The following is a 24108-nucleotide window of genomic DNA, read 5'->3' as shown; positions in this document are numbered from 1 at the left end:
GCACAAATACCCGCTTCTTCCTAGTCTTTTCAAACATGCTCTAAGGGCAATCGTGGCCGCATTTCCGCCAGGCGACCACGGGGAGCAATCGCAGTACGTACATTCGGAGCATTGGGTGCAGATATTGCTTAAAAATCGAGTCATCCCGTTTCGATCCCTTCCCAGGAGCCGGGGTCAGGCACGGTACCAGATTGTATGTCTATCCAAACACCTCCGGGTATTTTGCAATCTGCGATTGCAGGTCGCGGTCGTATCGAATGACGATCACGCGGTAGCCGCGGTTAATCAGTTCGCGACGTATAGCTTCATCCCGTGCGACTTGCGCAGGTTCGTCGTGGACGGACCCATCGCAGAAGACGCAAATATTCGGCGAGTAGAAGAAGTCGGCAATGCACGGTACCTCGGAAATGCGTCGTTGCGCCTCGTCGGGAAGCCGGCGGTGGTCCGCGGCCAGGGCGTCCAGAAACTGACGTTCCAATTCTGAACGCGAATCGGTCAGACTTCGCAGCCAATCCAAGTGCGAGCCCCAGTCGCGTTCGCCGGTCCACGGCAGCGTCCGGCCGCCCAATAGGTCTTGGAGGGTTTGAAGAATGCGATGACGATCCAACTGCATCGCCTCGTGCTGATTGCCGTAGCTCATTAGGCACTGGTAACAAGCTCCCTGACATTTGCGTAGGAGGTCGTTGCCATCCTCGTCGAAGTGGCAGATCGCGAGCGCCTCCCGAGCCAGACGCGCAACGGCATCCGCCTCCTCAACCAACCGGCGAAGGACGCCCGCGCCTCCTTCCGCCGCCTCATAAAACAGAATCCCCCGGTACTTTTCCGTTCCGATCCGTTCGGCAGCCAGTTCCGATTCTTCTAGCTGGAAGAGCTGCTCGCAAGCCCGTTGGAGGGCATATTGCAGGGATGTTTCCAAGATCGGATCGTCGCGCAATTCCGGTCGCGCGAGTTGCAAGAAGAGCATGTTTTGAGTTCCCTGAACCGCGAGCCGGATATTCTGGAACCGGGTACCTCGTGGAGCGGCATCATTTTTCTCCGGAGCGCTCGCGCGTGCCTCGCCGCTCTCGAAGTCCACCCAGAAACCCGGCTGTTTCGCCGTCCGAAAGCCGTGGTTCACGCGGAGCAACGTGGCCGCCGGTGCATAAATCAGGTGGAGGACCGGGGTGGTACCGAGAACGACGTCCGCTCTTTGCACCCGCGGTTTCTCTGGGCTGCCCGCAAACTGGAACGCAGTTTGGATGTTGTAGCCGAGCCGACGCCGCTCCTCTTCGTCGCAGGTGATGCGTTCGCGCCGCATCAACCTTACATTGGGCATGTCCAGCAAGGGCGCCAGCAGGCTGTTCTCGCCGTTGAAGCGAGTCCGGCACACGGGGCAAAGGTCGAACGTACTGTCGCAGAAGGCACCACAGGCGTGGCATAGCCGGCGTCGGACCAAACGCTCATCGAGTCCTCCCGGCGGCGACTGGAAGCTGACGACCTCCCATTTGGCCCCCTCGTGATAGAGAATGTTATCCGGTGCCATCTCGCGGATGGCGAGAAAACGCGGACGGCCGATGAATTCGCCTTCCTTCCTAGGCACCCATGCCCGCACCGGCAAGGCCGGGAAGTTATAGCCGGGCAAGAACCCTTCGCTCGCCAAATACCGGTACGGATAAAAGTCGCCTTCCTCTCGCGTGACGGCAATTTGACACAACAGGTTGAGTTGCCGCTGGGCTTCCTTCATCTTGCGATCGGCTTTATCCTGATCTTCCGTTGTGCGTGCCCGCTTAAGCTCGTTATAGGCCGCGTCTCGCTGCTTTACCGCCGCCCGGTAAAGTTCCCGCCACCGATCGAACGCCTTATCGAACTGCTCCGGTGCTTTGTCCAAGACACGGTCGAGCCAATCGTCGCTGAACCAGCCCGTCTGCTCCAGAATTCCCATATCCGGCGTCAAGACGTTCTGCACGCGACGGCGCAGTTCATAGCGCGCCGCCTCACCGAGTTGAACGGCCCCTTCCGCTTCCGTTTTGAGGGGCAAATCGTCCTGGCTCGTGTCGATCACCTCCTCGATGGACCGACCCAACGGCAGGCGAACTTGGGCGAGCCACATGGCGTGCACGTGGGCCCGCAGCAGGGCTTCATTGGTCAAGTCCAGGCGCGGCGGTCGGACGCTGCCGGCAACCATCTCCTCCCGGCGGTGGAAGAAGTACTGGTCGTGATTGTTCAGGGCGCCGCAATAGGTGAATATCAGCCCCGGCCGGCCCTGACGTCCCGCCCGCCCGCTTCGCTGCGCATAATTGGCAGGGGTCGGTGGGACGTTGCGCAAGTGGACGAAGTCCAGGTCCGCAATATCGACGCCCAGCTCCATCGTCGGCGAGCACACCAAATAGGGCAGGCGGCGTCCCACCTCTCTTTCCTTCTGCGTATCGCTCTCTTCCCAACGGAAGCGGCGCTCGCGGTGCTCGCGCACGCCCTGCTCACCCACCTGGGCCGTATGTTCGCGGGCCTCAAGTCCCGCCAAAAAGCCCGGCCACTCCTGATAGAAGCGCTGGAAAAAGGCGTTGACCCGCGGCGATGTGCGGCGTGAATACATCGGGTCGAACGGGGGCGTTCCATCTCCCAGTCGCCACACCAAACAGGCCGCGTCGAGCTGATAGAACCGGTGGTCGTTTTTCGCCTCAACCTGAACCAAAAAGCCTTGTTCCACCAGCAGTTTCAGCAAGGCATCCAGACACGTCGGATACTCGCCCGTCGCAAGACCGAGCCGTTGCCGCAGGAACCTGCCGATCGCACCTCCTTCGCCCAAGCTGTATCCCTTTGCCGGCTGATTCGACCGTCCCGGTAGCACGTATCGCGCGGCGGGGCGAAGCTCGTTGGCGTTCGAGTCGAGCCCCCAGAACTCGTTGAGTTGTTGTTCAACCCGTTTGCGGATCTGTTGCTGCTCGGTTTCCTCAAGACAACGGCGCGAGATCGCGAGCTTGCGGCGAAACTGGTCCAGCACGGCCCGGACCATGGTTTCCCGCTCCGCCGGTGACAGCCGCGCCACGTTGGGGTGAAACTGCCAGTACTTCTCGCCGGCGCACAAGGCCTCCAGCCCGCGATACTCAATCCGCAAAAGCCCGACATGCTCCAGATTCGGTTGGACCACACGCCACCCCCGGCGGAGATCCTCGTAGAGACGGTATTCCGTCAGGTCCGTAAAGACTTTCCACACATCCCGGGCCGCCGCCGATTCCGGGGCCAGTTCGGGATTCCGCGCAATGTCCCGGATCGTCAGACCGCTGCACTCGACCACGCGTTTGGCCACCTCCGAAAATGTCAGCTCGGAGTCTTGCTTCAGCGCCGCGTACAACGCGCAACGCAGCAGTGAGACGTGGACGAAGTCGTTGAAATGCCCGGCCTGAAGGGAAGCGTCCTGGCGATTGTCGGTGAAGCTGAGCAGCTTGTCGCGCGGCCCGTCGCCACCTCTGGCGTGACGCAAGAGAGACACCGCCAGCACGGTGGTCGCGCTCGAGCGTCCTTCGCTGGAGAGCGACGCCAACTTGGCGAACTCGCGCTCCCGGTCCGTGTAGAATTCGCCGCAGCGCAGACACAGCGAGAACGGCTCCCTTTGCCACCACATCTTGATGGCCCCGGCCTGAGGGGTCGTCCGGTACGTGCCGTCCGGGGCGACCCAGACCGCAGTGGGCACCCGTTCGCGCCAGGTCGACCTAAGCCGCCCGCGGCTGTCATACCACTCCTCAGGAATGCGGTCCTCGCTCCAATCGTCCTCGGCAGGTGCCGGCATCAAATAGCCCGATTGCTGCGCCTCCTCGTCGTGGCCGAACTCCACGCCGATGGGGTGCGGCAGGAAGCAGCCCTCACCGCCGGCCCCGCTCTCGGAGGAAGAGGGGAGACCGGTGCTCAGCACGTGATAGTAGTCCTGGCCGCACTGGCGGCAGAACTTCAGGGGGACGAAGATTCGGCCGCCGCCGGCCGGAGTCTGCCCCTCCAACGAGAATTCACGTTGTGGTGCCGGTTCCAACGTGGCAAACAGTGCCCGGCTTTGGCTGATGAATTGGTGCAACTTAAAGGCCGGGGCGCGATTGCCGCCGTCTCCCGGCCCGGCCCCGCCCGACTCCAGGACCTTCCGCAGGTATTCCCGGCTGCGCTGCGGCGCGATGCCCGTCACTTCCGCAAGCTCATTCGCCGCCTCCGTCAGCGTCCGTGGAACACGCCGCCGAAGACGGCCTTCGGCGTCCTCTTCGATCCCCAAGGCGTACTCCACCCAGCGCACGAGCGGATGTCCGCGGAAACGCTCGGCATCCCTTTGCCAATCCTCGTCGGCCGGTCGCCCGCCGGCCATGGCCTGCCGCAGCTCCTCCGGGGACGGCGGGCCGCCCTCGGTGAACGGCACCAGCGTTTCCTCGATGACGTCCTCGGCCTGGAAGGGATGGCCGAACAACCGCCCCGCGAAGTCCGCCACCGCGGCACGGCGCTCGGCGGGCGCGGCCTGGCGGCCGGCCACCATCGTCGCACTGGTCCCGATATGGACCAGCCCCGGGGCCGCGCACCTCTCTTTCAGCCTGCGGATCAGCATCGCCACATCGGCCCCCTGGCGGCCGCGATAGGTGTGCAATTCATCGAATACCAAAAATCGCAGCCCGCCGGGCACTCTCCCCTCCCCCGCCGCGTCAGGGCCCGCGTGCGAGGACATCGCCCGCTCCAAAAAGCGCTGATCCTCGGGCCGCACCAACAGCAATTCGGCCATCACGTAGTTGGTCAGCATGATCTGGGGCGGCTGCCGCCGCATTTGGCCGCGGACGTCCTCTCCGGTATCGCCGGTGTACTTCGAGAACGTCACCGGGAACGGCCGTCCCATGCGGGCCTCGTACCGCTCCTTCAGACGGTTCAGCGCCTGAAGCTGCGAGTTCACCAAGGCATTCATGGGATAGACCACCAAAGCCGCCACGCGGTCGCCGGTATCCGGTGCGCGGACCAGGCTGTCCACCATGGGAAGAAAATAGCAAAGGCTCTTCCCCGAACCTGTGCCGCTGGTGACCACAAAGTTCTTTTTCGCCAGGGCTCTGCGGATGGCCTCCTCTTGATGCCGGTACAACCGGAAGGGTTTTCCGTTGTCTTGCCGAAAGATGTCCGCGGTCTCGGGGGCAATCAGCCCTTCGGCGGCCAAGTCGTCCACCGTCTTGCCCGCGGCGTAGGCGGGACTCAGTTGCACCAGCGGTTCGGGCCAGAGGTCGCCCTGCTCCGCCAAGGCCTGTTCCACAAACTCCCGCGCCCGAGCGTCGGCAATCTCGATGAAGGAACGAACGAAATCGCGATAGTCGGCAAGGACTTGCGAATGAAGGTCGAAGATGCTTTTTCCCCTGCTCATCGTTCACCTGCTGCTGTCAATTTGGATTGCCACGGAATGCCCGTCCGTATCGATTCCTGCATGGCGTCGTAGATTTCCAGGATCATCCGCTTGGTGCGATATTCGCCGTAGCGCTCTTCGTCGTGCCGCCGGACGATGGGGAACTGCTCGAGGATGTAATCCACCGCCTCCCGCGGCGTGGGAAATAGCTCGCGGAGGCTCGCCGGGGCCTCCCGCTGCCACTCCTCGGGGCTGCCAAGATACAGGTGGAAGAAAGCGGCATCCAGTTCGGCCCGCAGCACCGCCCGACGCTCAGGGTCATAGCGGAAGGGCGGGCCAGTGTAGCCCAGGTCGCGGGCGAAAGGCTCCAGATCCCCCGCCGTGTAGGTCAGTTCCAGCACCCGCGAACGCAAAAAGTCCGCCAACGTCTCTCCCGGCGACCACGGGCACGGAAAGCCGAACGTCGCGGGAGGCAGGAAAGGCAGCTGCTTCATGGTAAAATATTTAAGGGAAGTACCCGCTACTTTTTGACGGGCACAATAGTCCAGGACATAAGAATCACAACTTGCCACCAGCCATTTCCCTTGAGTCGGCTTGTCCGGAAGCATGAGAAGAAACTTGTCTCCTACGCCGACGCGCGGGATGACGGCGGCAATGACAGTACGTTCGTTCGTCACGTTCGTAATATCGCGCCAGCCCAGCAGCCAGCCGCGATCCCAGCCCTTGGCCCGCAGGCGGCTTTCGACCTCGGCCTCTGGGACCCAGTAGCGAGGGAGCACCCGGTAATTGGGGTCCTGGAGGCGGTCCAGCGGTACTTCGGGCAACTGCGTGCTCTTGGAATTGGGCGGCAGGTCGCGGTAATCCCCAAAGCGATGGTCGAACTGGTGGATCATCTTGGCCTCGTACAGCGGCAAATAGCGCTCGTTTCCGCGGACGAAGACGTTCCCCTCTAAGCGGAACCCCTGCCCGGCCAACTCGTCGTGCGTGCGGAACAATCCGGAATCGTTGGCCATGTCCAGCATGCGGAAAAACTGTACCCGCCAAGGGTTGCCCTCCTCGCCTTTTCCCTCGTTTACTAGGACAGGGACGCGGCGGTAGATGTGCTTGGTCAGCTCGGCATCGCGGCGGGAGCGGAAGATGGGTGCCGTGCGGGTGTTGGGATTCAATAGGCGAAAGTCTTCGGGAGCGAGGGTAAAGCGCCGCTCGGTGTCATTGAGGTCGGACGCGCGCCGGCAGAAGAAGGCGAACTCGATGGCGTGGGCCGGTCGGGCGGTGCCGGTCATGGTTAGCAGACAGAACTTCATGCGGCTGTCCACGGCGGGGAAAAGGTTGTCTCGGTTCTCGAAGTCGTAGAGGCTTACCAGTGCGCTGGTGTCCACCAGGTCTTGGAAGAAGTGCTGTGTGGTGGCATCGGTGGCGATGCCCGTAGGGAGAACTGCGCCGGCGCGACCGGTCGGTGCCGGGAGCGCCCGCATGATCTCGGCAAAGACGGCGTACGTGTTGATGTCGCCGCGCCCGGTTTTGGGGAATCGCCCGCTGTGTCGCAAGAAAAGGCTGGTTGCTTCGGCGCTGTGGAGGGCCTCCTGGTATTCGCCATAAAGGGCCGGATTGCAGGTTCCAAGCCGATCGATCAACTTCGAGCGTGCGTCCTTGTTCGGGGCGTCGGCGATGCGGGGGTCGCGCGCCGCGAAGAACTCTTCTTCTTGCAACTTGATGCGCTCCCAAGGCGGGTTGCCCAGGACCACATCGAAGCCGCCGGCGGCGAAGACCTCGGGAAACTCCAGCGGCCAGTGGAAGAAGCGGTGGCGGACCGCAAGGGCCTCGGCCTGGGCCAAGACGCGGGCATCGACGGGGCGATCGGCCAAACGATCGTTCAGCGCGGCGGTGGTAATCACGACGTCGGCGCCGCGCCGCAGTGACTGAAAGAAGGCGGCCGTCCAGAGGTCGCAGGCCTGGCGCTGACGCCGGGCGGATGGTGAATGGCGCATCTGGTCGTAAAGCCGTTTTTTGCGGCGGACGGCCTCCGGTGAGTCGTCGGCGATGGCGTCAATATCTTGACTGCGGTGGGCGAATTCCGTTACGGCCGTCTCGGCACTCCAATCGATCAGGTCGCGGTACCCTTGAATATCCTCCCGATTGCGTTTGGCGACGGAGCGAGCGAAGCCCTTATCGTCGCCCGTCACGGCAGCAAAGGCCTCGTCGGGAATGCCCCGCCGGAGCACCGACAGGTCGAAAACTCCGACCAGCGAGTCGCCGCAGCGGATGCGGTGGTCGAGGAACGTCAGCGGCTTGTCGCCGGTGTGACTCTCCAGCCAGAGGGCCACGCGGCAGAGGTCCACGGCCAGCGGATTTTTGTCCACACCATAGATGCAATGCGAAACAACATCGCGAACGGCTTCGCGGACGCGTTCCGGGGCGGGCTCATCTTCGCCGGTGCGGATACGGGCGAGCTCCTTTCCCAGGCGGCGGGCTGCGGCCAGCAGAAAATGCCCCGAACCGCAGGCGGGATCGCAAACTCGGATGGAAAGCAAGGCCCTCTCTTTTTCCTCGGGTGTTTTCGCGGCCTTCAGACGTTCCGCGATCACCGGATCCAGAGCGGAGCGGATCAGCTCGGTCACGAGTTCCGTGGGTGTGTAATACGAACCGGTTTTCTTCCGTTCGGAGCCGGCAAGGAAGTCGAATCTGAGCCGGCCGCGGCCGTCGGAGGTGATGCCCGGATGATAGTCGAGCAGGCTTTCATAGACCGAGCCGAGCTCTTCCACATCGAGCGCGGCATAGTTGACCCGCCGCCGCGGGGCGTTGGGTTCCGGGCGGTAGTAGGCCAGATACCAGAAGGCATCGAGGAGATCGCGGTTCGTAATCCGGCAGGCGTCCAGGTCTAGGCGATCAAACAGTTGCCCGTTAAGGATGGGTAATCCCAAGGCGGCGGCCGGCGGTTTGTTGTTCAGGGCCGGTTGCGGCCGGTCCTTGACCAAAACGAGCCAAAGCACGCGGAGGGAGCACCAAAGGTCGTCGTGTTCCGTCGAGGCACTCTGTCGGTCCAGCAGGCGGCGGAGCCGACCGACGCCGTAGTGCTCGCGGTAGAGGGGATCGGAGCTTAGTAGCCCGCGGTCCTCCGAAACCAAGAGAAAGAGGAAACGATAGACCAGGACGAGCAGTTGGCGATAGAACTCTTCGGGGGTGATGCGATCATTCGCGGTATAATCGGGCGAGGCGCGACGCCGCAGGTCGTCATTGGCGGGATGGCTGAGGAAGCCTTGGGCCAAACGACTGAGGCACTCTTTCACGCCGTCGCGGAGTTGCTCGCGGACTCGCCCGCCCTGCTCCAGCCCCTCTTGGTAATACTTCTCCAGCAGGCAGTCCCCGGCGTCGGCAACGCCGCGCGGCAAGCGGGTGCGGTGCAGCAGGCGGTAGAGCACGACAAAGTCGTTGAACCGCTGGTCCTCGAAGATTTGTCGAAGATCGAACTCGACATACGCCTGGCGGCGGACGTAGGTGGAATCCCGGAGCAAGCGGAGGACCAGCCCGTTGGTCACGATCCCCCAAAGGTGCTCGGTGCGGTTGAGGTATTCTTGCACTAGGGAATGCGGCGCCAGGCGGGGTCGGCCCGAGGGGGGAACACGGCCGAGCTCTTGCCGGGCCCCGACGATGTGGACCGGCGGAGCGTCGTCATCGCCTTCGCCCCCGCCCCCTTTCCCCGACGGAGAGGGGCGATTGTGCGCATCCTTGGCGCCTTTGCCGGATGAAGCGGGGTAATAGGCGCGGTGCGAAATGGCGAAGGTCAATCCGTCCACGTCGTAGGCCTTCTGGTTGAAGCGAAGCTCGTAGCCGAGAAGCCCAAGAAAGGGAATGACCCAGGCATCGCGTGTAGCACTGGTAGCCGTGTCCGTTTCGGAAAGCCGCTGGAGGCGATTTTGGAACACGCCCCAGAGGGCTCGCGCATCGGCAAAGATCGCCGCGATTTCGTCGGTTAGGTTTCGCTTTCCGGGCAAGCCGAAGTCCCCAGGCTTCTGGCCGGGAAGCTCGTCGGTCAGTAGTTGTTCGAGGATCTCCGGCCCAAGCAAGCCGCCTTCGATACGTATGGAGGAAATCGTCATGACTTCACCACAGGCTGCAATACGAGTAATCCAAGAAGGTCTGGAGGGAATTGCGGGCTGACGGTTAATTGCCGGACTTTCAGTGCAACGGCCTGGCGGACTCGCTTATGGCTCTTCTCCAACTCGCTTGCCCTGGCGGCAATCCGCTCACGCACGGTGGTTTCGAGGGTGGGCCAGGCCGCCAGGGCGGCTTCGATCAGCTCTCGCTTCTCGGCCATGGGAAGATTGGCATCGGGCTGGGCGGCGAGCAGCCGCAAGGCCTCGGCGTCGGAGAGCCACTGCCGGGCTTCGCCTACCTGATCTCCGCCCTGCCTCGCTTTGGGAGAGGGGATACTGCCCTCACTCGCGACGCCTCTCGCAAGGCCGGCAGGGGAACCGTGGGTGAACCCGGTTACCAGGATCTCTTCCGCGAGGAGCGGCGCCCGCTCAGGCTGATGGACAAGGTAACGAACCCGCAGGAGCAAGATCGTGGTCAAACGCGAGACGTCGCCGGTGCGGACGGCCCCGCAACGGCAGACGACTTGAGGGGTTGTCCTGTCTCCGTCCGGCGCAGCTCGAGCGCTGAGTGCCAGCTCCAACATATACCGTGCCAAGGCGGAGACGAAGCGGTGATTGCGGCCGACGTATTCGGCCCCCTCGGGCGTAGGTGAGACAAAGCTGATGAGCCACTGACCGGTCTTGGAGTCGGGAAGCGCGAAGCGTACGGCCTCCGGCAGCGTGGTTAGGACGTCCCGGCCAACCGCCACCCGAAACACATCGGGACGCTTGTCCGGCGTGATGGTCAAATGGAGTCGCTGGGCTGCTGTCAGGACGAACTCCCGGACCGCGTCCGGATCGCCCAGGACGCTATCGGTCGCTTCGAGCTCGCGCCGGACCTCCTCCGGTTTGAGGGCCCGCTGGGCAAAACGGGGGCGCTTGGTTCTCTCGCGCTCGGCGTCCCTGTCCCATCGCCGGTGGAACGCGGTAACGCTGTCGGCGATGTCATCTCCGAAGTCGAGCGTCATTTGCTTGTCGCCCGCGGGCTTGGCGCGCCCGCCGCGGAGGAAAAGGGCGTTGAGCAGTGCCTCGGTGACCGACTCGCTCTCTTCCGGCACGGGAACGTGGGTGCCCAGAGCGCGGTGGATTTTGCGGGCCTTGTCGAGCAGGACCTCAATGACCACGCCGTCGATGGCGTTGTCACGGCCGAAGAACCGGACCGCCTTGACCTGGCCGGCCGGCTGCCCAAAGCGATCCACGCGGCCTTCGCGCTGCTCCAAGCGGTTCGGATTCCAGGGCAGATCGTAATGGAGGACGGCGTTGAACTTCTCTTGGAGGTTAATCCCCTCCGAAAGGCAGTCCGTCGCCACGAGCACCCGCGACCTTGCGGCGTCGATTTCCTGGATCTTCGCCTGCCGCTCCTCGTCGCCTTGCCGGCCTGTGACACACGTTACTTGCACGTCGGAAGGAAGGACCTCGGGCAAGCATTGGGCCACATACTCGGCGGTGGCGACATAGCGGCACCAAACGATAGGGTTAAAACCTTGCTTCAATAGTTCTCTGATAACCTCACACGCCCGGCGGAGCTTCGGGTCGCTTTTCAGGCCGCGGAGACCTTCGGCCAGCTTGGCCAACTGCCGCAGCTTGCGGCGTTCCGACGGAGCCAGGATCCTCTCGGCAGCCTCCACCGGCGGCGTGGGCGTTTCGTCGTCCGCGGCCTCTTCCGATGATTCGAACACAAACGAAGCGAACTCCGGCTCGTCTTCCACCGGTACGATCCCACCATCGCGGTTCGCCAACGCCGCCAGGGCCGCGGCCGGACTCGACATAACACAACGTAAGAGAGCCAAAGCCCCCCAATAGCGAACCCGTTGTTTGGGCTTTGCCAATTGGCTGCCCGTGCGCACGATCTCAGAGCAGAACGCGTACGTGCCATCGAAAAGCTCGCGATACTCCTGGGAAAGCTCGTAGGTCTCGTCGCAGGAGTCGCGTTCGGGAAAAGGGGTGATCGACTGCCCACCGCGTTCCCAATCCTGCTTGATATCCGCTCGAGTCCGCTGCACGAAATGCTTGGCAAGATCGATGCGCTGGGGTTCTTTGAGGTTGGCAAGGTCCCAGCCTTCGAACTCGGGCCGGAGAAGGCCCAACAGTGACCGGAAGGCCTCTTCGATGCCCGAGTGCGGGGTAGCCGTCAGTAGGATTAGGTGGCGTTGGTTATCTTTGGCGATTTCCCGAAGCAGGCCGTGACGCTCCTGCCGGCTCTGCGACTGAGTCGCCGCAGCACCGTGCACCTCATCCACGATCACGAGTTCGGGACAGAACTGAAGGAACTGATGGCGATTGCGATCGGTCTTGACAAAGTCGATACTGGCCACCTGAACGGGAAAATGCTCGTAAATGCTTTTGCCGGGCGGAAGCCGCCGTTCCAGTTGACCGACGGATCCCGAAGAGATGATGACCGGCTCAAGATTAAACTTCTGTTCGATCTCGCTTGCCCACTGCCGGCAGAGATTGGGCGGGCAAAGCACGCACATCCGCCCGATCTCGCCGCGGTCGTAGAGTTCCCGTGCGATCAGCAGTGCCTCGATGGTCTTGCCCACACCAACATCGTCGGCAATGAACAGTCGCACCGGTTCCAACCGCAGCGACATGAGCAGCGGGACAAATTGGTAAACGCGAGGACGAATCGAAATCCGACCCAACGACCGGAACGGCGTGGCTCCCTCACGCAGCATGAGCCGCGCAGCGTGCCAAAGAAGATGCGCGCCGGCGGCGTCCGCCACGTCCGTGGCAGTTGGCAGCGGAAAGGTCGCCGAAGTCAGCCTTTCCTCAGCCAATTCGTAACTAATCAAGTCGGCCAGCCGCTTGTGGACGGCCGTGCAGTCGTCGGTCGTGCCCGTCAGCGGCCGCAGAAGATAAACTTCGGGTCGGTCACTCGGCAGGAGTACCCACTCGCGGTTTCGACAGCGAACGATTGATCCTGGATTCATGGAAGGAAGTCCGATCCACTGTTCAAGTCCGTACCGGCCACATCCTGTCGGGAGGGGTCACTGCACGGGGAGTGACCGCCGTCCCGTCGAGGCCTGTTCGGCTGTCGCAACGACTGCGACAACTCACACGGGAACTGTTCGAAATTCCCCTTGCCAAATAGACGGCGGCCTTTGGGGAAAACGAGGCACATGGGAATCTTGTCCTGCGTCGCCCACATTCGCAGCGTCCTATGCGCGACACCGAAAAAGCCGGCGTTTCTGCTGTATCAATCCTAAGCCACCTTCCCGCCTTACTCCAAGGAGCTATCCTACTCTTGGTGACTCCGGCGGTCGAGATGACGCCCGGCGAGCTTGGACCGCTGATGTCCAACCCAGAATGTGGCTATTTCGGCAAGCACGCCGGATTGCTCTACAAAAAGTGAAACTCATCAAGTTGCGGCAGAGTGCGGCACGGCATGGCATCGGCGGAACAAGTAATTGAAGAGGCCGAGCGTTTCAACGATATTGGCCGGCTTGAGCATTTACAGGCCGAAGCGACCGGCTAATTGAGGAAATGCAATCCGCCCACGGCATTCACGGCAAAAGTCGCCGCCTGGGAGCGGAAGGCGACAAGTGTCGCGTGTGGGTCAATCACGCCATCCAGCGGGCTTGCGACAAGTTATCGGAAGGTGGGCTGAAGCAAGTGGCTGATCATTTGAGAGTGAGCATTACCGTCGGCGACGATCAGCCGGAGACTCCGAACCGCGCGCCAGTTTTTCGCGTGGGCCGTCGATAACGGATTGACGGCCGCAAATCCCTTTGCCAAAGTCAAACACGCGGCGGGCAATCCTCTGGAGCGGCGGCGTTATGTCACGCGTGAAGAGACGCGGCGACTGATGGAGACGGCAGCCAATTGGGTTTGGCGAACAATCATCGCCTTGTGTCGATGTGCGGCGAGCAGGCTTGGAACCGCGGCCCCGCATTGTCCATAACTTGCGGGCGTCATGCGAAACCGACCTGGCAAGCCGGTTTCCGATCGCCACGGTATACAGGTCGATTGGCAACACAGTGGCGATTGCGGCGAAGCATGACGTTGAACACCTCGATGAGCATTTCCAACGGGCTGCGGGCTTGGCCATACCGGCGGCCATGCACACGTCGGACTAGAACGGCAAAGAACGGATGCCGAATCGCGGAAACCCGCTTTTCCCGCGTTTTGCGCTTCTATTCAGACTAGAGCACAGCCCCTAATGGGCGGCACTGGACTCGAACCAGTGACCTCGACCGTGTGAGGATCGCGCTCTAACCAACTGAGCTAGCCGCCCGACAGTATGGCGAAGACGTCACCCCGTTTTCCGGCGGATCGCTCGGCTCATAAGCCGCTCGTGATCGCAGGGTAACGACGTGCACTTGCTACTGATTCTACCCGGGCGCGCCGGAACTTCAAGCGGTGGCTCCCTGTCGGTGCCGTCCCGGAGGTCCTGCGGCCGGGCGAACGGCGTGATGCACTTCGCGACTCGGCCCGGCTCACAGCGTAGAATTGCCCCGGCCGATCCATCAACGCCTTACGTTAGCGGCCCCGACGATTCCTCGTGCGCGGGTTGGGGTTCGTTGGGGCCGATGGGGGCCGTGGACGTCCGCCGGGCTTCCAAGAATCGAGCGATCGTCGCCAGGAATCTCGCTCGGTCGATCGGTTTGGTCAAATAATCGTCGCAGCCGGCCTCACGGCATTGGACGTCGTCGCCCTCCATGGCGTGGGCGGTCAGGGCGATAATACGGCCGGTGTAGCCCGCATCGCGAAGTCGTGCCGTGGCCGTGTAGCCGTCCATGACGGGCATTTGCATATCCATCAAAATCAGGTCGAAAGGCTCGCCGCGGTCCCGGGCGGCCAGGGCCGTATCGAAGGCAGCCTGACCGTTTTCGACCAAGGTCACCTCGGCGCCGGCTCTTTTGAGGATGAAGCTGATGAGCCGCTGATTGTCCGGACCGTCTTCGGCGAGCAGGATTCGCCCTTGCAAGCGGACGAGCGGGACGGCCACGCCTTCGCGTTGCTTTGGGGATGCCGCGACGCTCTCTTCCGGCGATTCTAACAGTGCGACCCCGCTGATGTCCCCGGTAGCGACGGTCAGCGTAAAGGTGCTGCCGCAACCGGGGCTGCTACGGCACGTAATGTCGCCGCCGAGCATCTCGGCCAGACGCTTGCTGATCGTCAATCCCAACCCGGTTCCACCGTATTTCCGGGTGGTCGATGAATCGCCTTGGCTGAACGGCTGGAACAACCGTGAAATCTGCTCGTCGGTGAGGCCGATTCCCGTGTCGATCACATCGATTTGAAGCAAGGAGGGCCGGTTCGCGTCTCGTACCAGCCGGGCGACGACGCGCACCTCGCCTTTCTCGGTAAACTTGACGGCGTTTCCGATCAGGTTGATCAGGATTTGCCGTAGGCGCAGCGGATCGCTGTAAATGGTTTCGGGAATCCTGCCCGCGAATTGCAAGTTCAAAGGCAGATTCTTGGCGGCGGCGCGGACCCGCATCAGGGAGATTACATCGGCGAGGATCTGCGGGGGGGAGCATGCGATGCGTTCCACCTCCAGCCTGCCGGCCTCGATTTTGGAAAGATCGAGGATGCCGTTGATCAACTGCAAGAGGTGTTCGCCGTTCCGGTGAATGGTGCGGAGCGCATCGATCCAATCCGGCGGTCCCTGTTCAAGACGGGGATCCCCGATCAAGATTTCAGTAAAGCCCAAAATCGCCGTCAAGGGCGTGCGAATCTCGTGACTCATGTTGGCCAGAAACTCGCTCTTGGCCCGGGTGGCGGACTCGGCAACGTGGTAAAATTCCTCTAGGGTCTGATTGGCGGACGCTAGGGCTTCCACCATGCCGTTCAGATCGTGCTCGGCGCGTTTCTGCTTGGTGATATCTTGGAGTTGTTCCACCACCAGCGTTACTTCCCCGGAATCATCCAGAATGGGAATGCTAGTTACGCGAATCCATCGATCGAATTGCGAAAAGAGAATCTCATTCGTCGTGACCTTCCGCGTAGCCAGTGACTCCAGCGTGGGGCAGTTTTCGCAAGGTTGAGCACAGCCCAATAACTCGTAGCATTTTCTTCCCTGCACCTGTTCCTGCGACAGACCGAGCAACTCGTATCCGGCCTTATTGAAGGAGAGCACCGTCTGATCTGACGTTTTCAAGGCGATCACATCGGGAATGCCGTCGAGAATGGTCTGCAAGAGATTATTTTGCTCTTTCAGTCGCGTCTCGGCTTCTTTGCGTTCCGTGATGTCGCGAAGGATTGCGACTGCATGCCGGCGACCGTTGAGCGACACCGCGGAGATGGAGAGTTCCACAGGAATCTCTCGCCCATCCTTGTGTTTGGCCGCAAGCTCCAGTGTTTTGCCCACAGCCGGGTCTCCGCCGCTCCTGGTGAACTCCTGGAATGCTGCGCGGTGAGCATCAAGAAACCGCGAGGGCGCTATAAGCTCATGCAGGTTTCGTCCCATGACCTCATCGGTCGAGTATCCGAGGATTTTCTCGGCCGCCGGATTCCAGAAGGTCACAACCCCCTGGGAATCGATCATGATAATGGCTTCTTGCGCGGCATCGGTGATGCTTCGCAGCATCGCCTCGTTGTCTCGCAAAGTTAACTCGATCCGCTTATGTTCGGTGACGTCCGAAAATACGGTCGCGAATCGGTCCTCGACAATCCTGTAAACGCTGATGGCGTAGTGACGGCCGAGCGGTTCGACGAATTGCTCGAAGTTCAGGGGTTCACCGGTCAAGACCACGCGTCCGTAAAGCTCGATCAACCCTGTTTTTTCGATACCGGGGATCACTTCGGTGACGCGCTTTCCCAGGATATCCCCGACGCGAAGGCCGGTATGAGTTTCGAAGGCGGGATTGGCGTCCAGGAAGATATAATCGACGGGACGACCAGAGGCATCCCACACCATCCTCTGTACGCCGATGCCGGATATGGCATGTTGGAACAAGAGGCGGTGTTTCTCCTCGCTAGTGTAGTGTCTCACTCAGATGGGGCCTTATCCAGTGCGGCGCGGGCGCGACGGACTTTGGCGAGGATCGCCTCGGCCTTGGCCGTCCACGTGAAGCCCTTGGGATTGGCATTGTGATCGGCAATGTATTCATAGATCGCCCGTTCCAACTGCCGAACGCTCTTGAAGACGCCGCGGCGAATGCGGCGATCCGTGATGTCGCGAAACCAGCGTTCGACCAGATTCAGCCAGGAACTACTCGTCGGCGTGAAGTGGATGTGAAAGCGTTGGTGCCGTGCCAGCCACCGCTGCACCTTCGGATGCTTGTGCGTGGCGTAGTTGTCCACGATCAAATGCAAGTCGAGTTCGGGCGGCGTCTCCGCATCGATCTTCTTGAGAAACTTCAACCATTCCTGATGGCGATGTCGCGGCATGCACTCGGCGATGACCTTGCCTTCAGCCACCTCGATGGCCGCAAACAGCGTCGTCGTCCCGTGGCGTTTGTAGTCGTGCGTCAGCGTACCCAACCGGCCGGGATACAGCGGCAAACTTTTCTGCGTGCGATCGAGCGCCTGAATCTGGCTCTTCTCGTCGCAGGAGAGCACCAAGGCGTGTTCGGGCGGGTTGAGGTACAGGCCTACGAGGTCCACGACCTTTTCGACAAACCGCGGATCGTTGGAGACCTTGAAGGTCTTCACCAAGTGCGGCTTCAAGCCGTGGTCACGCCAAATGCGATGCACAGTCGCCTTGCTCACCCCCACGGCCTTCGCCATCGAGCGGGTCGACCAGTGCGTGGCGTTGGCGGGCTTCTCCTGCGTCGTCTTGCGGAGGATCTCCGCCTCCTTCGCGGCGCGGACCTTCGGTCTGCGACCGCCGCGCGGCTTGTCCTTGTCGAGGCCCGCCAGACCCGCCTCCAGGAAGCGGGTCCGCCACGTTCCCACCGTGCGACGCGTGCAGCCGAGTTCGGCGGCAATCTCGTCGTTACGCTTGCCCGCCGCCGCGGCCAGGACGATCTTGGCACGCAACACCACGCGTGCCGGCGTGCTCCGACCCCGCGACCATTTCGTCAGCGTCGTTCGTTCCGCGTCACTCAACTCGATGGCTTTCGCAACTCGCATGGCGTCATCCTCCTCGGTCTGAGAGTGAGACGCCGGCGGCCATGGATAAGTTCCCTCAATTACAAGACACTACACTAGCTCGGAGTCTCTCTGCCGCTCGGCGTCGTTGGGCAAGGTCGAGCCACACCAGGCCTGCCGTTCCCGCGATGAAAAGCAAGCAGAGAATCGCGGCCCAAATCATGTGTCGGCGGAGATCGGACGCCGCCTCAGCGTGCGCGGCGCTGATGGGGATGGCCGCCAAATCCAGGGATACGTCCCCCACGGAATGGCCGAACCCGGCAATCGGCCCGTAGCGCTCCACAAGGGAGGCCGGCGCATCTTGCGGATCGCCGTGGCATTTCAAGCATTCGGTTTTGAATCGGCGCGGGATGGCTCGATCCACGTATTCTTCACCGTCCTGGGAAAACCGAATCGTGCCGGTCCAGGAAGCGGCATTTGGATTTTGCTCGAAAAAGCGGATGATGTCTTCCTCCGCCGGTGTGGCCCGATTGAGCGGGTTACGAGGATTTCTCGATGGGAATCGCACGACGGCTTCAGGAAAGGCGGCTTGAACCTTCTCGAAGATGTGTCTTGAGATGACGGATGTGGACATTGCTTCGGGAATGAATTCACCGGATTGGACCCGCTTTTCCATCTCCGGCCGAATATGTTCCGCTACGTAGTCGCGGAGAGCCGAGTTGAAAGCCACGGCCAAGACGGCCTCGTGTTGTGCGGTGCGGTTGATGTGTTCCCATGACCAATGTGTCGTCTGATAGAGGACGACCGTCAAGAACGCGACGCCCAAGAGGCCCATTCCGAGAAGCAATCGCGACATGGTCAGTTTTTCGGCCAGGCCGGGTGCCGTTCGTGTCCCCGGGGCCGTCTCGATCGAGCTTGTGCGGGAACGTCCGACTTTCCGCCGTGCTACGTTCAGTGCGAACGTGATTGCCACGAGAAGACCAAGACTAAGAAGCAGCAACACACCGTTGGGAAAGGCGGCCCGCAAGGCGACGTTCCAAGTCCAATCCCGGGCGTCGATATCCATTCCCAAGACGCCCGTCGGTCGTCCCGATAAGGGTTCGTATAGCGGCACCAACGCCGTGACCCACGTTCCCCACCGATCGTGTGTCGGCCCGGTCACTCGAGCGGTTTTGGTTCGGAAAACCTCGAGATCTTCCGGCGATATTTCTTGATAAATCTGGCCCGGCGGAGATTCATCCGGGGAGCCGGCCGGCTCGCTGTCCGCGAAGAAGAACACGCGACCATCGCTTTTTTGTCCCATCAGATATACAAAACGGCACTTGGGGTCGGCCTCGCGGATGGAGGCTAGTTGCTCTTTCAGTGAGCGGTACTGATCAGAGGCCGCGTCGTTCGCGGTTCCGTTCAAGGCTTGGAGGGCTTCGGCGTTGATCGCACCGGCCGCCGTACGGGCTTGGAGCAATACTTGGGATCGCAGCTCTCGGTCGGTATCGACGACGAGCCACCAGACGAGGGCGGTTCCACAGGCAACGATCAACCCGATCGTCGCAGCCGGGAACGCGGACGGAGTGGTGAGCAAATGCGGCTTCATGGATGGAAGAATTTCGATTTCGGGGTCACTCGCAAGCGGCAGCCGCGTCAGGTGCGGCACCGGACACAACCCATCGGCACCGTTGTGTTTAGGTGGGCTCCCAAGATAATTTAGCTCAGTGAATGCCATGAGGGCGGCGCATCATGCTCCGACCCATGCTGACGCTCAGATGCGTGCTATGCTTATAATGGCGTTCCAACCCTACGGCGTGCATTGTTGCCCGGTTCTCTTCTGCAAAGACGGCTTACGGCAAACGGCGGGACGCTCGTGCCTCGTCACCGGTCTCTCATGGCCCTGCGGAAGGTCCGTTCCTTCCTCGGCTTATCCCGCCCGCAACCCGCCGGGCGACGGGCATTTCGCTTGCGGCGTGTCTCGCCAGATCGCTCGCGCCACCAAAACGCGGTGGGTAGGACTTCGCTTAGCCCCCTTCGATCCGGTAAGCTTTAGAGACTGAGACTGCGTCAAGAAGCGTAGTCGGATTCCGCCGGGCCGAGAGAGTCGGGGGATCGCCATGGCCATCTTCGTCGTGTGTCCCGGGTGCAGGACGCGATTCAACGTCAGCGACAAATTCGCAGGCAAGAGCGGTCCGTGCCCCAAATGCAAGACCGTCATCCAAATCCCGAAGCTCACCGAGCAACTTGTCATTCATGAACCGGAGCAATTCGCTTCCGGAGGGCGCACGCAGACCGGCAAGTTGGCCACCAAACCCATCGCCCGGCCGCGTTTGGAGGTCAATGCCGTGGCCGCGGCGGCCGTGATCGGGGTGATCCTCCTCGTCGCGGTGGGTACGTTCATGTTGGGCAGGGCATCCGCCTTCGAGAACCCGATCGTCCGCATCTTGGGGCTTGTCCTTGTGACGCCCGCGCTGGCGGCGGGCGGGTATGCCTTTCTCCACAGCGAGGATGACCTCTTCCCCCTTCAGGGACGCCGATTGTACGTTCGGGCGATTTTGTGCGCGGCCTGCTATCTGGTGATCTGGGCGGGCTTCGAAGGGATGCGAGGATTCTTGATCACGCCCGAGACATGGACCTGGGTGGTGTTCGCCTCGCCGCTTTTCGTGTTGGGAGGTTTCGTCGCCTACTTGACGATGGATTTAGATTACGGCAACGGACTGCTGCATTTCGCGTTCTTCGTGTTGGTCACCGTGCTGCTCCGTTGGGCGGCCAATCTCGGCTGGATTTGGGACATTCCTACCACGGAAATTCCCCTCGTGTAAAAGCCGGGTCGGCATAGTCCCGCGTTGCGCGAAGTTTTCTCAGGAACGATTCACGATCCCTTCATGTACGCCATCCAGGACATCCCCGAACTGCGAGCTTGCGACGAGCAGCGGCAACTGGTACGCATTCCCCCGGAACTGGACGTGCCCTTGACGGATCGGGTGAAACGCCTCATCGACACGGTGGAGTTCCGCAGGCTGGCCCGGATCACGCAGTTGGGCTTGGTGTCGCTGGTGTATCCCGCCGCCAATCACACGCGATTCGAGCATTCGTTGGGCGTGTATCGCCTCGCCTTGCTATTCCTCAAACGACTTGAGAGCGACGAGCGGTTTCAACGCATCGTCCGGCCGGAAGAGGCCGAACTCTTGATCGCGGCGGCTTTGCTGCACGATTTGGGGCACTGGCCGTTCTGCCACGCCATCGAGGACCTGCGATTGCCCGGGGTGCCTCGCCACGAGATGTTCGTAAGCAGCTTCTTGCTCGAAAGCGAAATCGGAGACGTGCTTCGGCACGAATGGAACATCAATCCGCGGGACGTGGTCCATTTGCTGCACGGAGGGAATTCGCAAGAGCCGGGCGAGCGATTGCTGGCCGGCATCCTCTCGGGGCCGATCGACATCGACAAGATGGATTATCTTTACCGGGACAGCGTGCATGCGGGAGTTCCGTACGGGCGCAACTTCGATCAGCAGCGATTGGTGAAAAGCCTGTGCGTCAACGAGGCGGGCGACGGCTTGGCCATTACGGAAAAGGGCAAGACGGCGGCCGAGCTGATGTTATTCGCGCGTTACGTCATGTTCAGCGAAGTGTATTGGCATCACGCGGTCCGGTCCGCTACGGCCATGTTGCAGCGGGCCTTCTACCAAATCTACCCGCGGCTGGACCTCGATCTTTTGTTCCGCCAAAGCGAGTGGGATTTTGTGCAGACGCTTCGCGGCATCGCGGGGAACGGAGCCGCGGGAGTCTTGCTCGACGGCGTGTTTGGTACGCAGCGGTGCCTGTTCAAGCGGGTGGCACAGTACAGCGCCATCGAAAACGAGGAGCTGTATCGGCGTTTGGCGCGGCGGCCGTATCCGTGGCTCGCCGCCTGCGGCGAGGAGTTGGCGGCCCTATTGTCCGCGCGGATCAAAAAGGTGGTGGCGCCGTTCGAAGTGCTGATCGACGCTCCTCCCGTCCATAAAGAGATCGAGTTTCAGGTGGATGTATTTTTCCCCAAAGAACAGTGTTATCGACCGCTTGTTCAGGTGTCGCCGGTCGTGCGAGCCTTGGCGCAGCAGCAATTCGACGACTATGTGAAGCGTGTGAGAATCTTCGCCGCTCCGCGTATTTGCGCGGAACTGCGGGATCTACGCGATTTCAGCGATTTGGTACACGCGGCCGTGGATCGGGCCGACTCTTGACCGACCGAGATGTGAAACGCCGTCGGGTGGATGAGGATGGGAGTATCATACCGCGCCTCCAATCCACGGACTTTGCACAGCCTCGTCCTCGGCGGCCGAACGGTTTTTGTCGCTTGCGGTGCGAATGCCGCTTCGACGGACGGAACGCGAGACGGATGATACAAAATTGAGAGAAAAGCATGGATCTGGAATCAGCGGCGGGGCGAGTATTTGTTCGCGGCGACCGATCGCGACCATTCTTGGAGCGGCATCCCTGGGTACGCGCTACGTCGATCGAGCGGATCGAAGGCAATCCCAGCGACGGCCAGGTCGTGGATCTGGTGGGTAAAGGCGACCGCGTCATAGCCCGGGGAATTTACGAAGGTCGCGGCGGAATCCGGGTCCGGCTGTATTCGTGGGATACGCGGCAAAGATTGGATGCCACCTTTTGGCGGGATCGCATTCGCCGGGCGGTGATGCTCCGCGAGATGCTGGGCTTGATGCGGCCCTCCGAGGCTTGCCGATTGATTTTCAGCGAGGCCGACGGTTTGAGCGGTCTGATCGTCGACCGATACCGCGACTACGTGGTACTACAGGTGGGATCGGTCGGCATGGCGCAGCGCCTGCCGATCCTGTCGGCGGCGATCGGCGATCTCCTGCGACCGGCGGCGATGCTGGTGCGTGTCGATGCGGAATTGCGGAGATCCCAGGGCGATGCGTACGCAGACGGCGTGTTGAGCGGAAATCCGCCTCCAGGTCCGATCGTCGTCGAAGAACATGGGCTGAAGTTCGGCGTCGACTTGATGGAAGGGCAAAAGACCGGCTTCTACCTGGATCAACGCGAGAATCGCTTGGCTGCGGCCCGGTATGCCGCGGGAAGACGCGTGCTGGATATGTTCTGCTATACGGGCGGCTTCGCACTGGACTGCGTCAAGATCGGCAAGGCCGAGGAGGCTCTGGGTTTTGACGGCAGCGAGCGGGCGGTCACGCTCGCGCAAGCCAATGCACAGTTGAACGGGGTCGCCAACGTACGGTTTGCGGTGGGCGATGCCTTCCAGACCTTGGGAAACCTGCGAAAGGAAGGCGAAAGGTTCGGCATGGTCATCCTCGACCCGCCCAAGTTCGCGGCTGGGAAATCTTCGGTTCCCGACGCCCTTCGCGCCTACCACTCCCTCAATCGGCTGGGCATCGAACTGCTGGAGTCGGGCGGCGTGCTGGTCACGTGCAGTTGCTCCGGCTACGTCACGCGAGAGGATTTCTTCAACATGTTGTTCGGAGTAGCCCAACAGACGCGACGGGAGATTCAAATCCTAGAAATGCGCGGCGCCGCCCCCGACCATCCGACTTTGGTGACCTGCAAGGAGACGAACTACCTCAAATGCTTCATCTGCCGAGTGTGGTAGGCCGATCGCGATTCGGACGCAGCCGCGCATTTACGCCGTCCGAGAGATTGAGTAGCGAGTCGGGCTTTGAATCCGGCGGAAAAGCAATACGTCATTCCCGATGTTCGACCGGTTCCGAATTGCCCGGTTTTGGGTTTCCATGGGAAGGGAGATGAGACGATGATTCGATTACAATTTTGGGCGTGCCTATGGTCCTTGACCTTGATCGGCGGTTTGAGCAATTTGGGCGGTGTGGACGCCGGGGAGTCGGGGGGCGCTGCCTCGCAACCCTTTTTCGCCCTCTGCATGGATACCCATGATGCCGAGAAGCGGGATCTGGAACAACAGGCGCGGATGTTGAAGGACTTGGGCTACGACGGTGCCGGCCACATCGGCTTGGATCGAGTTCAGGAGCGACTGAGCACGCTCGATCAGGTGGGTTTGCGGCTCTTTCAGATTTACGTCGTTATCGACGTCGGGCCGGAGCGGCAAGCGTACGATCCGCGGCTGCTCGAGTGTTTCTCGCTTCTCCAAGGGCGCGGAACTCAGGTGGCGCTGACGCTCCGCGGGTTGCCGGCGGGCGATCCCTCCGGGGATCCAAGGGCGGTTCCCGTTCTGCGAGAATTGGCCGATGCCGCCGCCGCGAGCGGGGTTGAGCTGGTCCTCTATCCCCACACTGGTGATTGGGTCCAAGCGGTGGAAGACGCCGTTCGCGTGGCGGAGAAAGTCGATCGGCCCAACCTGGGTGTGATGTTCAATCTCTGCCATTGGCTCCGCGTCAGCCCGGACCGAGATTTCCAGCGCGCGTTGCGACTGTGCCGGCCCTGGTTACGAGCGGTTTCCATCAACGGGGCGGAAGAGTATTCCTGTAAAGGAGACTGGAGCGAGTACATTCAGCCTTTGGGCAAGGGTTCCTTCGACGTGCCGCGATTCCTCAAGGAGTTGCGTGAAATCGGCTACTCGGGTCCGATCGGTTTGCAATGTTATGGCATTCCCGGCGACGCCGCGGAACACCTCTCTGCGTCCATGGTCGCCTGGCGGCGCTATCAGGAAGAGCTCTCCGGCAGCCTGACGCCCCAGCCGAATCGCTGACGTTGTTC

The 24108-nt window shown here is 61.6% G+C and carries 10 protein-coding genes and 1 tRNA gene; 4 read left to right on the top strand and 7 right to left on the bottom strand.

The features are described 5' to 3' along the window. Positions 1 to 199 precede the first annotated feature (199 nt). The 7 genes from ACZ5B4_RS06620 to ACZ5B4_RS06590 all read right to left on the bottom strand — a co-directional run bounded on the left by ACZ5B4_RS06620 (position 200) and on the right by ACZ5B4_RS06590 (position 19030). On the bottom strand, positions 200 to 5350 hold the full coding sequence (locus ACZ5B4_RS06620) for a DEAD/DEAH box helicase (RefSeq protein ID WP_464913643.1): 5151 nt from the start codon (positions 5348 to 5350) through the stop codon (positions 200 to 202). Further along, a complete protein-coding gene (locus tag ACZ5B4_RS06615) occupies positions 5347 to 9426 on the bottom strand; it encodes an Eco57I restriction-modification methylase domain-containing protein (RefSeq protein ID WP_464913642.1) in 4080 nt (1359 codons plus the stop codon). Before ACZ5B4_RS06615 ends, ACZ5B4_RS06620 begins: the two co-directional genes overlap by 4 nt. Beyond that, a complete protein-coding gene (locus ACZ5B4_RS06610; RefSeq protein ID WP_464913641.1) occupies positions 9423 to 12392 on the bottom strand; it encodes a helicase-related protein in 2970 nt (989 codons plus the stop codon). Before ACZ5B4_RS06610 ends, ACZ5B4_RS06615 begins: the two co-directional genes overlap by 4 nt. 1230 nt (positions 12393 to 13622) lie before the next feature. After that, a tRNA-Val gene (locus tag ACZ5B4_RS06605) sits at positions 13623 to 13696 on the bottom strand. Positions 13697 to 13936: 240 nt separating this feature from the next. Continuing rightward, the gene (locus ACZ5B4_RS06600; protein ID WP_464913640.1) at positions 13937 to 16399 is read right to left on the bottom strand and encodes a PAS domain S-box protein; all 2463 of its coding nucleotides are present in this window, start codon (positions 16397 to 16399) and stop codon (positions 13937 to 13939) included. Beyond that, entirely contained in the window at positions 16396 to 17481 is a 1086-nt protein-coding gene (locus ACZ5B4_RS06595) for an IS630 family transposase (protein WP_464911496.1), read from the bottom strand. The genes ACZ5B4_RS06600 and ACZ5B4_RS06595 overlap by 4 nt, the downstream gene beginning before the upstream one ends. 55 nt (positions 17482 to 17536) lie before the next feature. Beyond that, positions 17537 to 19030, bottom strand: coding sequence for a c-type heme family protein (locus tag ACZ5B4_RS06590; protein ID WP_464913639.1), 1494 nt, complete (start codon positions 19028 to 19030; stop codon positions 17537 to 17539). A gap of 511 nt (positions 19031 to 19541) precedes the next feature. Here ACZ5B4_RS06590 and ACZ5B4_RS06585 point away from each other — a divergent pair. The 4 genes from ACZ5B4_RS06585 (at position 19542) to ACZ5B4_RS06570 (ending at position 24100) form a co-directional block, all read left to right on the top strand. Then, entirely contained in the window at positions 19542 to 20246 is a 705-nt protein-coding gene (locus tag ACZ5B4_RS06585; RefSeq protein ID WP_464913638.1) for a zinc ribbon domain-containing protein, read from the top strand. Positions 20247 to 20309: 63 nt separating this feature from the next. Then, positions 20310 to 21647 carry an HD domain-containing protein gene (locus ACZ5B4_RS06580; RefSeq protein ID WP_464913637.1) on the top strand — a complete coding sequence of 446 codons (1338 nt, stop codon included), beginning with the start codon at positions 20310 to 20312 and terminating at the stop codon, positions 21645 to 21647. A 179-nt stretch (positions 21648 to 21826) separates the two neighbouring features. Beyond that, a complete protein-coding gene (locus ACZ5B4_RS06575) occupies positions 21827 to 23029 on the top strand; it encodes a class I SAM-dependent rRNA methyltransferase (RefSeq protein WP_464913636.1) in 1203 nt (400 codons plus the stop codon). 159 nt (positions 23030 to 23188) lie between these two features. Continuing rightward, positions 23189 to 24100 (top strand): sugar phosphate isomerase/epimerase family protein, encoded by a 912-nt coding sequence (locus tag ACZ5B4_RS06570; protein WP_464913635.1) that lies wholly within the window; start codon positions 23189 to 23191, stop codon positions 24098 to 24100. Positions 24101 to 24108 lie beyond the last annotated feature (8 nt).

The organism is Thermogutta hypogea, assembly GCF_055386265.1.
The sequence above is the reverse complement of the archived record's forward strand: the minus strand, read 5'-3'. Positions and strand labels throughout refer to the sequence as shown.

Coding starts and splice junctions, on each gene's coding strand:
- ACZ5B4_RS06615 (WP_464913642.1), bottom strand. CDS start 9,426: ATGACGATTTCCTCCATACGTATCGAAGGCGGCTTGCTTGGGCCGGAG.
- ACZ5B4_RS06575 (WP_464913636.1), top strand. CDS start 21,827: ATGGATCTGGAATCAGCGGCGGGGCGAGTATTTGTTCGCGGCGACCGA.
- ACZ5B4_RS06585 (WP_464913638.1), top strand. CDS start 19,542: ATGGCCATCTTCGTCGTGTGTCCCGGGTGCAGGACGCGATTCAACGTC.
- ACZ5B4_RS06570 (WP_464913635.1), top strand. CDS start 23,189: ATGATTCGATTACAATTTTGGGCGTGCCTATGGTCCTTGACCTTGATC.
- ACZ5B4_RS06620 (WP_464913643.1), bottom strand. CDS start 5,350: ATGAGCAGGGGAAAAAGCATCTTCGACCTTCATTCGCAAGTCCTTGCC.
- ACZ5B4_RS06610 (WP_464913641.1), bottom strand. CDS start 12,392: ATGAATCCAGGATCAATCGTTCGCTGTCGAAACCGCGAGTGGGTACTC.
- ACZ5B4_RS06580 (WP_464913637.1), top strand. CDS start 20,310: ATGTACGCCATCCAGGACATCCCCGAACTGCGAGCTTGCGACGAGCAG.
- ACZ5B4_RS06590 (WP_464913639.1), bottom strand. CDS start 19,030: ATGAAGCCGCATTTGCTCACCACTCCGTCCGCGTTCCCGGCTGCGACG.
- ACZ5B4_RS06595 (WP_464911496.1), bottom strand. CDS start 17,481: ATGCGAGTTGCGAAAGCCATCGAGTTGAGTGACGCGGAACGAACGACG.